Here is a 13107-nt window from a genome sequence, read left to right on the forward strand (position 1 = left end):
GGCCTCGCGCTCGGCCTCCCGCAGGCGGCCCTCGGCGCGCAGGGCGACGGCGAGGTTCCCGCGCCCGGCGATCGCCGCCGGCGCGCGCCCGCCGTGCCGCTGCCGGATCGTCGCGAGCGAGGCCCGAAGCTCCACGACACCGACGCGACGGCTCTCGTGCCGCAGCGCGGCGAGGTTGGCCTCCAGCAGGGGCCGCGCCGGCGGGGGCGCGTGAATGAGGGCCCTCGTCACAGCTACCTCGGCGGCGTTGTCGCGGCCGAGCCCGTACAGCGCGACCGCGAGGTTGTTAAGGGCGATCGCCGTCTCCACGTCGTCCTCCGGCCAGGACTCCACGGGCCCGCGCAGCGCCGCCACCACCCCGAGGTAATCGCCCGCGTCGAGCCGCTCGCGCGCCAGGACGTTGTGCCGCGCCCGCCGGCGGTGCTCGTCCCGCAGCTCGTGCGCGATGGTGGCGGCGAGGCCCAGCGCGCCGCACGCCACGAGGAGGATCACCGGTGACGGCCCGTGCCGCCATGCCGAGAACACCAGGGCGAGACCGGCGCAGGCCGCGGCGAGCAGCGTCAACACCTGCGGTGCCCGGGACGGCGCCGGGCGCTCGCCACTGTCCACGCGGCCCCGCAGCAAGGGCGTCCGGGACGCGGGCGGCGCGGCGGCGGACGAGGGCGGGCCGGTCTCGAACTCGTAGGCCATGAAGGTGGGCACGTCCGGGGCCTGTCCGTGCGGTACGGAGGCCGACGGGGGAGGGGCTTCCCGAGAAGGGCCCGGTGCCGTGCCCGGGGGCTTGACGGGGGCTCCCGGTGGAGGTTCCTCCTCGTCCGCCGTCAGGAGCGAGACGAGGTCCGCCGCGGTGGGGCGCTCGGCCGGATCGCGGGCCAGCGCGGAACGGACCACGGGCAGCAGGTCGTCCGGTACCCCGTCCAGATCCGGGGTGCCCTGAATGATCCTGAAAAAGGTCGACTCTAAGGTGCCGGAGCCGAAGGGCGGCCGTCCCGTCGCGGCGTAGGCGAGGAGGACGCCCAGAGCGTGGACGTCGGCGGCCGGGCCCGCGTCCTCCCCCTGAAGGATCTCCGGGGCGAGGAAGCCCGGCGTGCCCAGGACCACGCTGGTCATGGTCAGTCCGCTCGTGGCCGGTTCCTGCCCGAGCCCGAAATCGATCAGTACCGGCTCACCGTCGTTCAGCATCACGTTGGCGGGCTTCACGTCGCGGTGCACGATCCCCGCCTCGTGGATCGCCGCCAGCGCCGACGCCAGCCCCACGGCCAGCCGCCGCAGATCCCGCCCCCGGATCGGCCCGGACTCCTCGACGGCGTCCTCCAGCGTCCGCCCCGGTACGTACTCGATCACGATGTAGGGCTGGTCGGCCGTCATGTCGGCGTCGAGGACCTCCGCCACGAACGGGCTGTGCACGCGCCGCATCGAGTCGACCTCGCGGGCCAGCCGGCGGCGCGCCGCCGCGTTCCCCGCGACCAGCGGCGAGCGGAGGATCTTGACGGCGGCCTTGCGTCCCCCGTGGTCGGTGGCGAGGTACACCGCGCCCGTGTGCCCTTCGCCGAGCTTGCTGAGCGGGGTGTAGGGACCCATCCAGGGGAGGTCGCCGTGTTCGTGGAATGGCCCTTCCATGCCCTCTCACAGACAGTGACGGCGGGGTCTCAGCTCACGGTAGCCCCGCCCGGCCGTCCGCGACGCGACTCGGCCGTCCGAGCGCAGGCCAGTTCCGGCCCCGCGCGGTGGACGGGAGGGACGGTCCGGCCGTTCTTTGCCCAGTGGGGCGCCCTATCCCTTCTCTTCCAGATGGGGGCGGAGCAGAATGGGGGGCATCATCACGGCAGGTCGGCACAGCTGAATCCAGAATCCCTCGCTCCCGTACCGGACGGGACCGTCCCCTCGATGGGCCGGTCCCAGTAGTCGAGACGAGAGGGAAGCGCCCATGACTTCCGCACATCTGGACGCCGCGGCCGTGCACGACCTGGACGCCGGGTTCGCGGGCGACGTCCTCCTGCCCGGTACGCCCGGGTACGACGACGCCAGAACGCTGTTCAACGCGATGATCGACCGGCGTCCCGCCGTCATCGCCCAGTGCGCCGACACCGGCGACGTCGCCCGCGCGATCGGGTTCGCCCGCGACCGCGGGCTGGAGATCGCCGTCCGCGGCGGCGGCCACGGCGTCGCCGGGACCGCGCTGAGCGAGGGCGGTCTGGTCGTCGACCTGCGGCGGATGAACCGGACGCGGGTCGACGCGGACGCCCGCACCGTCCGCGTCGGCGGCGGCGCCACGATGAGCGACCTGGACCGGGCGACCCAGCCGTACGACCTCATGACGATGGGCGGCCGCGTCTCCACCACCGGAGTCGGCGGCTTCACGCTGAGCGGCGGGTCGGGGTGGCTCGAACGCAAGTACGGCCTGGCCTGCGACAACCTTCTGGAGGCCGAGGTGGTGACGGCCTCCGGCGAGCTCGTCCGCGCCGCCGAGGACGAGAACCCGGACCTGTTCTGGGCGCTGCACGGCGGCGGCGGGAACTTCGGTGTGGCCACCTCGTTCACGTTCCGGCTGTTCCCGCTGCCGGCCCTCACGCTCGCGCTCCTGCTGTGGCCCCCGGAGGCCGGCGAGGAGATCACCGCCGCGTACCGCGACTTCATGGAGACGGCGCCCGACGAGATCGGCGGCGCCGCCATCTTCCTGTGCCCGCCGCCGGAGGAGTTCGTCCCCGAGCCGATGGTGGGCGCGCTGTCGTTCGCCCTCCTGATCCTCTACGCCGGGACCGGCCCCGAGGCGGACGCGGCGATCGAGCCGATGCTGCGGCTCGGCAACGCCGGCGGCGTCGTCACGCGGATGCCCTACGCCGACATGCAGTGCATGTTCGACGACCCGCCCGGGTTCCGGAACTACTGGACCGCCGAGTACCTCGCCTCGTTCCCCGACGAGGCGGTGGAGCGGTTCGCGGCCCGGTCCGCCGGGATGATCGCCCCGTCGCCGTCCCTGCAGACCCTCTTCCCGCAGGGCGGCGCCGTCGCGCGCCGGGCGACGGACCAGCCGACCCCGTGGCGCGGCGAGCCCTGGGCGGTGCACCCCCTGGCGCTGTGGGACGACCCGGCCGACGACGAGCGCGCCGTCGCGTGGGTGCGCGGGCTGCGGCACGACATGCGGCCCTGGGCCAGCGGCGCCGTCTACCTCAACTTCATCGGCGACGAGGGCCGCGACCGGGTCCGCGCGGGGCTCGGCGCCGAGAACTACGAGCGGCTGGCCGGAGTGAAGGCCCGCTACGACCCCGAGAACGTGTTCCACCTCAACCACAACATCAGGCCCCGCTGAGCGGGGTCACCAGGACCGCGCGGCGCGCAGCAGATGGTCGCGGACCATCGCCACGTGCGGGTTGCCGGACGCCCCGGCGCGCCGGACGAGGAACGCGGTGTTGATCGGCGGGTCGGCGGGCTCCAGCAGCGGGACCAGCGCCCCCGACGCCAGATCGCCCGCGCACAGGTAGCGGGGCAGCACCGAGACGCCGGCCCCGGCGGCGACGGCGGCGGCCACCCCGCGCAGGTCGGGCACGACGACGGCGGCGGGCCCGGCCAGCCGGGTACCGAAGACGTGCCGCCAGTACCGGCGCAGGATCGGCAGGTCGGCGGCGTAGCTGACCAGGGGCGCCCCGCGCAGGGCGGCGGGCCCGTCCCGCTCCGCCCGTCCGGGCCCGATCCGCTCGGCCCAGGCGGGCGCGGCGACGAGCACGAACTCCTCGTCCATCAGCACCTCGGCGTCCACGACCCGGCCGCGCGGGCGGACCGACGACACCACGAGGTCGGCCTGCCCGTGACGGAGCCCGGCGAGCAGGTCGTCGGCGAGCCCGGTGCCGACCCGCAGCCGCAGCCCGCCGTCCACCAGCGGAGCCAGCGCGGGCAGCACGAGGGCGCACAGCATCTCCGCCGGCCCGCTCAGGTGCACCGGGCCGGGCGGCGCGCCGGTGCCCGCAGGCGCGTGCCCGGCCGCGCCGACCAGGGCGTCCAGCGGCCCGGCCACCTCGGCGGCCAGCTCCGTGGCGGCGGGGGTGGGCGACACCCCGCGCGGCAGCCGCTCGAACAGCCGCCGCCCGAGCCGCCGCTCCAGCGCGCGGATCTGCGCGGTCACCGTCGGCTGGGACAGTCCCACCAGCGCGGCGGCGGCGGTGAAGGACCCGCTGCGGTGCACGGCGAGGAACGTCCGGAGCTGGTTGAGGTCCGGTGGGGCGCCGCCATCGGGATTCCTATCGGTCACTTCGCCAAGCCTATTTGTCGGCCCGAAGCCCGGCTGCCTAGCCTCAAGATCGGTGGGACGGGCCGCGCGGCCCGTCCGCCCCCTGAGACCGCGATGACACGGAGACCACGATGGCGAAGATCCTTTTTGTGCTGTCCGGCGCCGACCACTGGACGCTCAAGGACGGCACGAAGCACCCGACCGGCTACTGGGCCGAGGAACTGGTGGTGCCCCACCGCGCCTTCACCGGCGCGTCCCACGACGTGGTGATCGCCACGCCCGGCGGCGTGCCGCCCACCGCGGACCCGGCCGCCCTGACCCCCGACGCCAACGGCGGCCAGGCGGGCGCGGACGCGATCGTCGCGGCCCTTGACGCGATCGCCGGGCTGCGCTCCCCGATCCGGCTTGAGGACGCCGACCTGGCCGACTACGACGCCGTCTTCTACCCGGGCGGCCACGGCCCGATGGAGGACCTCGCCGTGGACGAGGTCTCCGGCCGGCTGCTCACCGCCGCGCTGGACTCGGGCAAGCCGCTCGGCGTCGTCTGCCACGCCCCCGCCGCGCTGCTGGCCGCCAAGCGCCCGGACGGCACGGCCACGTTCGCCGGCTACCGGCTGACCGCCTTCAGCAACGCCGAGGAGACCCTGGCCGGCCACGCCGACCGCGCCTTGTGGCTGCTCCAGGACCGGCTGACCGAACTGGGCGCCGACTTCGTCCACGGCGAGCCGTGGGCGCCCCACATCGTCGTCGACCGCAACCTCTACACGGGCCAGAACCCCGCCTCGTCCGGCCCGCTGGCCGAGGCCGTCCTCAAGGCGCTCGCCTGACCACCCCCCGGTCAGGCGACGCCCCCCGCTGAGGGAGCACCCCTCAGGTGAGCAGCCCGGTTGAGGCAGGTCAGATGCCCGACCGGGCTGGTCGCGTTTCCGCTGGGATCTCCGCCCGCACCGGCGTGGGTCAGAGCTTCTGAGTGGAGAACGGGTCGTGCTCGGCGAGAAGCTTGTCCAGCCGCGCCTGGTCGACGCGGCTGGTGATGCTCTGGTGCTCCTGCCGGTCCCGCACGCACTTGGCGAGCGTGAACGTCGAAGTGATCACGTACAGCACGCCGAGCCCGAGGAACGCCCGCACCCACGCCCCGACGGGCAGGTAGGCGACGCCCACGGCGACGGACACGGCGGACACGGCGAACGAGACGACGGCCTGGACGAAGAACGCGGTGGTGCTCGGGGACGGTGGAGGAGCGGAGTTCGTCATGCCCCCGAGTCTGTGATCGGCCGCCCGCGTCCGCATGAGTACGAGTACCCGACCTCGTTTGAGTACCGAAGGGAATCCACTCTATTTTCGAGTTAACGCTTCGCGATTAACGAACCACCCTTAGTGTTCGCCGCATGGTCACCGTCAACCACGAGCTGCCGCTGGAGATGATCCGCAACCGGCCGCAGCTCGTCCCCACCCTCTTGCGGGGCGTCTTCGGCGTCGACGTGCCCGCCCACGACCGGGTCACGCTGGCGTCGGAGTCCTACGCCGACCTCAACCCCGCCGAGCTCCGCTGCGACGCCACCGTCCTGCTGGGCGACCCCGACGCCCCCTCGCTCGGCGTCGTGGCGGAGTCGCAGCTGAGACCACGGATCGAGAAGACCTGGAGCTGGCCCGCCTACCTGGCGCTGCTCCGCCTGCGCCGCAAATGCGACGTGACGCTGCTGGTGTTCTGCCCCGACCGCGCCAGCGCCCGGGGCTGCGCCGCCCCGATCGACATGGGCCACCCCGGCTGGGTCCTCAGACCCCTGGCCTTCGCCCCCGAGGACCTGCCCCCCGTCACCGACCCGGCCACGGCCCGTGACCTGCCCGAACTCGCCGTCCTGTCCGCCCCCGCCCACGCCGACGGCCCCCAGGGAGAAGCCGTCGTCCGCAGCCTCTCCGCCGCCCTCGACACCCTCGATGGTGACAGCGGGCCGCTGTACCATGACTATCTGATGTCGCAGCTCTCCCTGGCCGCCCGCAAGCTCCTGGAGGAGACCGTGAAGATCGAGGACTACCAGTGGCAGTCGGACTTCGCCATCGAGCACCAGGCTTTGGGTGAGGCCAGGGGCGAGGCCAGGGGCGAGCGTAAGGCGCTGCTCAACGTGCTGAAGGCGCGGGGGATCGCGGTGCCCGACGATGTGCGTCGGCGGGTCATGGCGTGCACGGACTCCGACCAGCTTGAGCGCTGGGTCACCCGCGCCGTCACCGTCGATGACATCAACGATCTCTTCGACTGACGCTCGGGTGCTGTGAGCTGGAGGAGACCGTGAAGATCGAGGATTACCAGTGGCAGTCGGACTTCGCCATCGAGCACCAGGCCTTGGGTGAGATTAGGGGCGAGAAGAAGGCGCTGCTCAACGTGCTGAAGGCGCGGGGGATCGTGATGTCGGCGGACTTGCGCAAGCGGATCTCCGAGTGCACGGATCTCGACCAACTGGAGCACTGGGTCCAGTGCGCTGCCACCGCCGACAAGATCGGGGAGTTGTTCGACTGACTCTTCGTGGAGGGCCCCGGTGCTCGTGGTGCCGGAGTCCTTCTCATTTCAGGTCGGCTTCGTGGGCGATGATGACCAGGTGGACGCGGTCGCGGGCGTTCAGCTTGGTCAGCAGGCGGGAGACGTGCGCCTTCGCGGTGGCGACGCTGATCGTCAGGTCGGTCGCGATCTCCGGGTTGGACAGGCCGCGGCCGACGAGGGTGAGGACCTCGCGTTCGCGGTCGGTGACGCCGGGGAGCGCGCGGCGGGGGCGGGGCGGTTCGGGGCCCGCGGCGAAGCGCTCGATCAGGCGGCGGGTGACGCTGGGGGCGATGAGGGCGTCGCCCGCGGCGACGACGCGGATCGCGGCGAGGATGTCCTCCAGGGCCATGTCCTTGACGAGAAAGCCGCTGGCGCCCGCGCGGAGCGCGGCGTGCACGTGCTCGTCGTCGTCGAAGGTGGTGAGGACGAGGACGCGGGCCCGGTCGGGACCGCGGGCGAGCACGCGGGTGGCCTCCACGCCGTCCATGCCGGGCATGCGCAGGTCCATCAGGACGACGTCCGGGCGGACGGCGCGGACCAGCGCGACGGCCTCCTCGCCGGTGCCGGCCTCGCCGACGATCTCCAGGTCGGGGTGGTCGGCGACGAGCACGCGCAACCCGGCGCGGATGAGGGGCTGGTCGTCGACGAGGACGACGCGGATCGTCGCGCCGGACATGCGCCGATCGTAGCCGTCCGGGAGCGGGCGGGACATTCGCCCGGCGGCGTACGCCCGGGGGCGATGGCGAATGTGGCCGGCGGCCCGATGCCGGACGGGGGTGCGCGGCGACACCGTTGGTGAATTCCCTGCCGACGGAGTGTGGTCGTTGAAGCCTTGGACGAGGCCGGTGCTCGCGGGTGCGCTGGCATTGCAGATCGCGGGAGTGCTCGTGTTCGCGCTCTCCTATGATTCTCTGGATTTTCGTATCTACTGGCTGGGCGGACATGTCCTCAGCGAGGGTGAGAGCCTGTATCGGGAGCAGCTCGCCGCGCATTGGTTCACCAACACTCCTTTCATGGCGCTGCTGTTCGTGCCACTGGCCGGAATTCCGCTGACGGTGGCGCGGGTGGCGTGGCAGCTGGCGTCGGTGGGAGCGTTCGCGTGGGCGTGTGCGGAGACCATGAAGCTGGCGCGCCGCCCATCGAGGACGGAATTGGCGGCCGTCGTCGTGGCGGGAATGTTTCTGCAGCCGATGTGGCAGTCCCTGTTCCTCGGCCAGGTGAACCCTTTCCTGCTGGCGCTCGTCATGACCGATGTGCGCCGGGTCGCGGACGGACGGCCCGCGGGGATCGGCATCGGGATCGCGGCGGCGATCAAGCTCACGCCGGCCGTCTTCGTGGTGATGCTGCTGGTGGCGGGCAAGGTCAGGGCGGCCTTCACGGCCGCCGGAACGTTCGCGGTGTGCGGCCTGGCGGCGTTCCCGGTGGCACCGGACGCGTCGCGGGTCTACTGGTCCGGCGTCTTCTGTGACACGTCGCGCGTCGGCGTTCCCTACATCAGCAACCAGTCGCCCTACGGTGCCCTGGCGCGGATCATGCACGGAGCGGACAAGGTCGGGGATTGGTATTTCGTAGTGCCTTCGATCGCGGGTTTCTCAGGGCTGGCCGTGGCGGTCCTGTGGGCACGGAAAGGCGACTGGCTTGCAGCGGCGGCGGTGACCGGGGTCACCGGGTTGCTGGTCTCGCCCATTTCCTGGGCGCATCATTGGGTGTGGGTCGTGCCTGTCTTGGTCGTTCTTCTGCGGGACGGTCTGCGGGTCACCGCGGTCTGCGGTTACCTGCTTTTCGTGCTGTCACCGCTGTGGTGGACGCCGCATGGGGGCGCCCCGCGGCAGTACGGTCTTCACGGCGCGCTGACGCTGGTGGCCAACTGCTATCTGGTGGCCGGAGTGATCTTTATCGGGGTGATGGCCGCTCGGCTCCGGGAACGGTGCGTTTCGGTTCCCTCCGCCTTTTCGGCCGAGGCTCCTCGCTCTCGTCGGGGGGTGCGCGATGCATGGTCTTCTCCCTGTCGGACGGACTGCGATGCCCTCAGGGTCCGGGAGCGGCGCGGACGTAAACCATGCGTCTCCAAGGACGGAGAACGGACGAAGACCAGACGGTCTCGGGCCGGCGGCGTGCGGTTTCAGCCGCTCCAGCGGAAGCCGTAGCCGAGGCCCAGCGCCAGGTCGGTGAAGCGGGCCTCGGCCTCTCCGGCCGCGTCGAGCGGCACGAGCGGGAGCCCGGCCGGGTCGTCGTCGAGGGCGCGCGGCGGGACGCCGTCCAGCAGCCACACCCGGGCCGGCGGGCGGTCGGCCGCGAACCGGATCCGCAGCCGGAACTCGGCGCAGGGGTTCAGCGGGGTCAGCGCGTAGTGCGGGGCCATCGGCTGCCCGGCCGGGACGCGGTAGCACAGCCCGAAGGAGTGCCGGTCGCCCGCGCGCAGCGGTCCGGGCGGCCGGACGAGGAAGCGGAAGTGGCTCTCGCTGGGCCGCTCGGTGCCCGCCATCAGCCCGCCGAACAGCATGTCGGCCAGCAGGGTGCGTCTCGCGCCGCTCCCCGCGGCGGGCGCGCGGGGCAGGCTGACCGAGACGGTGATGACCTCCAGCGTCGGCGCCGTCACCACGATCCGCCGCTCCTCGTGGACGGTGGGCGCGTCCTGGTCGAGCCGCAGCAGCGCCTGCACCGACTCGGCGTACCAATCCGCCGCTTTCGAGGGGGCCGCTTTCCCTGGGGCCGCCGCCATGCTGTTCTCCGCACCGCCCCTCCCGGCCGGAGCCCGGGAGGCGGAGGACTCCAGTGCCTCGGCCATGAGCGCGAGGGCGTCGTCCACGCGGCGGCGGGCGGTGCGGACGTCCCGTTCCAGGTGGCGGGCCAGCCAGTGCTGCCGTTCCTGTAAGAAGCGGAGCCGGGGGTCGAGGCCCAGGGCGGCGCGGGCGGCGGTGCGCAGGTCGTCGGGGAGGGCGTCGGCGAGGTCGGCGAGCAGGGCCAGGAGCGCGCGGCGCGGGTCGGCGGGCGGGGTCCGGGCGCCCGGCGGGCCGGTGAGCCGGGCGGACAGGTGGGCCGACAGGCGCGGGCCGAGCCGCTGGAGGAGGTCGGGCGCCTGGACGCCCCGGCCCCGGCAGAGCCTGCGGAACTCGGCGAGCAGGTCCGCCTCGCGTGGCGCCGCGCGGCGGTGCGCGGGCCCCGGGTCGTCGGTCACGGGCCGTCCTCCCCGGCCTGCGGGCGAGCGGGACGGGTCAAGGATGCCACGCGGGCCCGGGCGTCCGCCCGGGTCGTGCCCGGGTCGTGACCGGCCGGTGCCCGGAGCGCGCCGTGCCGGGCCGGTGGTCTCGCTCCGGAGCGAGGAGGTGACCGCGATGGAACCGCACGCGAGGACGTGAGGCGCCGGACGGCCGCCGCCGGGTGACGGCGGCTCTCGGTGCCATTTACCGCGCGCCCGATCAAACCTCGATGCGGTGTCCGCTTTCTGTCCATGATCTGGATGGTCATTCCGCCAACGATGGCCGCCTCGGCGCCGTCTAACACTCGAGATATGCGGATCGTGACTGGAGGTGGCGATGCTTCCACTGGCACAGCAGCTCGAAACGACTGTTGTCGCCCGATGGGGAAGGGAAGTGCGCGTCGAGGGCACCGGATCGAAAGGGGGACCGGTCGCGGGACGCGGCTCGGCGGCGCGCCCGGAAGGGGCGCGGCGGCGCTATTTCGAAGCGGTACTCGGGGAACTGGACTCCCGGCCGCCGAATGCGGACCATTCGGTGATCCATTACACCTATGAGGATCTGTACCGGAGGGCGGGGAACAAGTCGCCGTCCACGCTGTACTACACCTTCGGGGGAGCGGCCAAGGGCGCGCTCGCGCGCCGGTTCCCGCGCGAGACGCAGCTGGCGTTCGGGCTGCCCGACGTCGTCCTCAACGTGGTGATGGAGCTGAAGGCCCTCAGCCACTGGCCCTACCGGCAGGGGTGGCTGGACGAGCTGACCGGCACCGACGACCGCCGGCACGCCGCCGAGACGCTCGTCCGCGTGCTGGCCGGCTGGGCGTCGGTCAACCCGCGGCTCGCGGCGCACGGCGGGTACATGCCGCCCGCCTCGGCGGTGGAGGACCTGAGCGTGGTGTGCCGCCAGCAGGCCCCGGCCGCGGCCATCGCCGCGTTCCTGCGCCGCGTCCTGATGACCGCGGTGGGCTCCCGCGCGGCGTCCCCGGCGGACGTCCTCGACGTGGTGCACGCCGAGCTGATGACGGTGCTCGGCTTCGACCGCCCCCGGTACGTGCTGGAGCTCGTGCACCGGCTCGGCGAGCCGCTCGGCGAGCTGGAGTACCTGATCGCGCAGCTGCGCCCGGACGACCGCGCCCGCGTCGGCGCCGCGCTGCTGGTCCGGCTGGACGGGCTGCGCGAGGTGATCGGCGAGGAGGGGCCGTGACGCGCGACCGTCCCGGCCGTCCGCGGGCCGAGGCCGAGGCCCGGCTCGCGGCGCGCAACGAGACCGCGCTGCACCGGGCGGAGACGACCGGCGACCTCACCCGGCTGGCGGGGGTGCACGCCTCGGGCGTGCGGGAGCTCGGCCCCGGCGACCCGGTGGTGCTGCTCGTCGAGTGCGGGCTGGAGGAGCTGCGCAGCCGCGCGCGCCCGGCGCGCGAGTCGGCCGCCGCGTGGGAGGCGCTGCGCGGCCGGGCCGCGAAGGTCCTCCTCGACGAGGACCCGGTGCTCATGACGATCCGGGCGCACCACGTCCGGTACCGGCGGCTGCGCGGCGCGCGCGCCGACCTGGAGCGCGGGGTCCGCGCCTATCGGGCCGAGTGGCTCTGGCGGTGCGCGCGCCTCGGCGAGGACCACCAGCGGACGAGGGCGATCCGCGCCAACCTCGCCCTGGCCATGCGTGACCGTGGCGATGACGGCGATCTGCCGCGCGCGCTCCGGATGCTGGAAGAGGAACTGGAGCACCGGCTCAGCCGGTACGGCGCCGCGCACCCGTTCACGTGGGTCGCGCAGCTCGTCCTGGCGCAGACCGTGATCCGCGCGCTGGAGGCCGGCGACCCGGCGATCGCCTCCGGGACGGTCCGTCCGGCGCCCGACGCGGAAAGGGCGGTCCGCCTCGCCGAGGGCGTGGTGAACGCGCGGCGCACCCGGTTCGGGCGCGCCGACCGCTCGACGCTGCGGGCGCACCTCGTTCACGCGCACGCCGTGCTGCTCGCCGGGCGCGCGGCCGACGCGCTCCGCGAGGTCCACCACATCCGGGCCACCGCGCGGCGCTCGGGCGTCCCGCTCGACCCGGGGTGGTCCGAACTGCTGCTGGCGCGGGCGCAGGAGCGGACCGGCGACCCGCGGGCGCTGGACACCGCGGCGGAGGCGTGCCGGCTGCGGCTCGACCACTTCCCCGGCGACAGCGTGCAGGTCGCCGAGGCGATGGCGCTGCTCGACCGGCTCGGCGGCACGCCGTAGGACGCCCACCGACGGCTCATGGAGGCCCCTGCCTTGACTCACCACGACGGCGGGCCGCGGGCCCGCGAGACGACCGGGGCCCGCGCGCCGCTGGCCGACCTCGGCGACCGGGCCCTGCGCGCGTCCCTGCGGGCTCGGCTCGGCGCGCTCGGCGTCCCCGGCCTGTCCGGGCGCCCCGCCCACGACGACATCCTGCGGACGCTCGCCGGCGCGCTGCTGTCGGGCCTGCCGCCCGTCCCGCCGGACGGCGCCGGTGCCGCTGCCGTCGAACCGGCGGTCCGGACGGCCGCCGAGCTCCTGGACCGGGGGCGGCGCCGGTATGGCGGACCAGACGGTCCCGCCCTCCGCGCCGCGCTCGGCAGGGACACCTTTCTCTACGGCGCGGTCCTCGCCCTCGGCGCCGCCGCGGGCGGCCCGCCCGCCGACCTCGACCGCGCCGTGGCCGCGCTGCGCCACGCCGTGGAGCTCCTCCCGGACGGCGACGGGCTCGTCCCGGCCGCCGCCTGGGCCCTCGGCTGCGCCCTCGACGAGCAGCACGCCCGGCACGGCGACCTGCGGGACGACGGCGCCGCCCGGCTGTTCCTCGACCGGGCCCCGGGCCTGCTCCGGCGGGCGGACGGCGCCGGGGTGCCCGGCGAGGCGTTCCTCGGCGGCGGGCTCGTGGGGCTCGTCGAGACGGTGACGGCGCGGCGGGACCGGGACGCCGGGGCGCTCGCGGGGGCCGCGGCCCGGCTCCACGAGGCGCTCGACCCGTGCCCCGCGGTCCACCCCTGGAGGCCGCGTCTCGTCGGCGGGCTCGGCGCGGCCTACCTGGCGCGGGGGCTCCTCGACGGGGACCGCGTCGCGTTCTCGCTCGGCCTCGCCTACTGCGTCCGCGCGGCGGACGCGGTGGGCGCGGGCGGCCCGGCGCGGCCCGGCGTCCGCGCC

The 13107-nt window shown here is 74.2% G+C and carries 13 protein-coding genes; 8 read left to right on the forward strand and 5 right to left on the reverse strand.

All coding sequences use genetic code 11. The annotated features are described in order from the left end of the window. A partial coding sequence (locus E1291_RS32080; RefSeq protein WP_131741828.1) for a serine/threonine-protein kinase occupies positions 1 to 1620 on the reverse strand: 1620 nt, incomplete at its 3' end. Positions 1621 to 1927: 307 nt separating this feature from the next. Between E1291_RS32080 and E1291_RS32085 the strand changes: the two genes are divergently transcribed. Then, positions 1928 to 3310, forward strand: coding sequence for an FAD-binding oxidoreductase (locus tag E1291_RS32085; protein ID WP_131741829.1), 1383 nt, complete (start codon positions 1928 to 1930; stop codon positions 3308 to 3310). A gap of 6 nt (positions 3311 to 3316) precedes the next feature. Here E1291_RS32085 and E1291_RS32090 read toward each other — a convergent pair whose 3' ends face one another. After that, positions 3317 to 4246, reverse strand: a complete 930-nt coding sequence (locus E1291_RS32090) for a LysR family transcriptional regulator (RefSeq protein ID WP_131741830.1) — start codon at positions 4244 to 4246, stop codon at positions 3317 to 3319. Between the two features lie 110 nt (positions 4247 to 4356). Here E1291_RS32090 and E1291_RS32095 point away from each other — a divergent pair, with 110 nt between their 5' ends. Continuing rightward, complete coding sequence (locus E1291_RS32095) at positions 4357 to 5052, forward strand: type 1 glutamine amidotransferase domain-containing protein (RefSeq protein ID WP_131741831.1); 696 nt, start codon at positions 4357 to 4359, stop codon at positions 5050 to 5052. A gap of 130 nt (positions 5053 to 5182) precedes the next feature. Here E1291_RS32095 and E1291_RS32100 read toward each other — a convergent pair whose 3' ends face one another. Next, the gene (locus tag E1291_RS32100; protein WP_131741832.1) at positions 5183 to 5479 is read right to left on the reverse strand and encodes a YiaA/YiaB family inner membrane protein; all 297 of its coding nucleotides are present in this window, start codon (positions 5477 to 5479) and stop codon (positions 5183 to 5185) included. A gap of 134 nt (positions 5480 to 5613) precedes the next feature. Between E1291_RS32100 and E1291_RS32105 the strand changes: the two genes are divergently transcribed. After that, a complete protein-coding gene (locus E1291_RS32105; protein WP_131741833.1) occupies positions 5614 to 6483 on the forward strand; it encodes a hypothetical protein in 870 nt (289 codons plus the stop codon). A gap of 29 nt (positions 6484 to 6512) precedes the next feature. After that, positions 6513 to 6740 (forward strand): hypothetical protein, encoded by a 228-nt coding sequence (locus tag E1291_RS32110; protein ID WP_131741834.1) that lies wholly within the window; start codon positions 6513 to 6515, stop codon positions 6738 to 6740. Between the two features lie 43 nt (positions 6741 to 6783). Here E1291_RS32110 and E1291_RS32115 read toward each other — a convergent pair whose 3' ends face one another. After that, entirely contained in the window at positions 6784 to 7437 is a 654-nt protein-coding gene (locus E1291_RS32115; RefSeq protein WP_131741835.1) for a response regulator, read from the reverse strand. Between the two features lie 169 nt (positions 7438 to 7606). On the opposite strand from E1291_RS32115, the gene E1291_RS32120 reads away from it, so the two are divergent. After that, the gene (locus tag E1291_RS32120; RefSeq protein ID WP_165495379.1) at positions 7607 to 8908 is read left to right on the forward strand and encodes a glycosyltransferase 87 family protein; all 1302 of its coding nucleotides are present in this window, start codon (positions 7607 to 7609) and stop codon (positions 8906 to 8908) included. Here E1291_RS32120 and E1291_RS32125 read toward each other — a convergent pair. After that, positions 8884 to 9939 (reverse strand): hypothetical protein, encoded by a 1056-nt coding sequence (locus E1291_RS32125; RefSeq protein ID WP_131741837.1) that lies wholly within the window; start codon positions 9937 to 9939, stop codon positions 8884 to 8886. The two genes, E1291_RS32120 and E1291_RS32125, sit on opposite strands and share 25 nt — an antisense overlap. A 556-nt stretch (positions 9940 to 10495) precedes the next feature. Here E1291_RS32125 and E1291_RS32130 point away from each other — a divergent pair. The 3 genes from E1291_RS32130 to E1291_RS32140 all read left to right on the forward strand — a co-directional run. Next, positions 10496 to 11161: a hypothetical protein gene (locus E1291_RS32130; RefSeq protein WP_131741838.1), complete on the forward strand. Its 666-nt coding sequence runs from the start codon at positions 10496 to 10498 to the stop codon at positions 11159 to 11161. Further along, complete coding sequence (locus E1291_RS32135; protein ID WP_131741839.1) at positions 11158 to 12180, forward strand: tetratricopeptide repeat-containing protein; 1023 nt, start codon at positions 11158 to 11160, stop codon at positions 12178 to 12180. Before E1291_RS32130 ends, E1291_RS32135 begins: the two co-directional genes overlap by 4 nt. Before the next feature lie 33 nt (positions 12181 to 12213). Next, positions 12214 to 13107, forward strand: an 894-nt coding sequence (locus E1291_RS32140) for a hypothetical protein (RefSeq protein WP_207401051.1), incomplete at its 3' end; no start/stop codon positions are given.

The organism is Actinomadura roseirufa, from assembly GCF_900659635.1.
Classification (GTDB): Bacteria; Actinomycetota; Actinomycetes; order Streptosporangiales; family Streptosporangiaceae; genus Spirillospora; species Spirillospora roseirufa.

Excerpts from the sequence above, each read along its gene's own strand:
- E1291_RS32085 (WP_131741829.1), top strand. The coding sequence starts at position 1,928 with ATGACTTCCGCACATCTGGACGCCGCGGCCGTGCACGACCTGGACGCC.
- E1291_RS32095 (WP_131741831.1), top strand. The coding sequence starts at position 4,357 with ATGGCGAAGATCCTTTTTGTGCTGTCCGGCGCCGACCACTGGACGCTC.
- E1291_RS32100 (WP_131741832.1), bottom strand. The coding sequence starts at position 5,479 with ATGACGAACTCCGCTCCTCCACCGTCCCCGAGCACCACCGCGTTCTTC.
- E1291_RS32105 (WP_131741833.1), top strand. The coding sequence starts at position 5,614 with ATGGTCACCGTCAACCACGAGCTGCCGCTGGAGATGATCCGCAACCGG.
- E1291_RS32115 (WP_131741835.1), bottom strand. The coding sequence starts at position 7,437 with ATGTCCGGCGCGACGATCCGCGTCGTCCTCGTCGACGACCAGCCCCTC.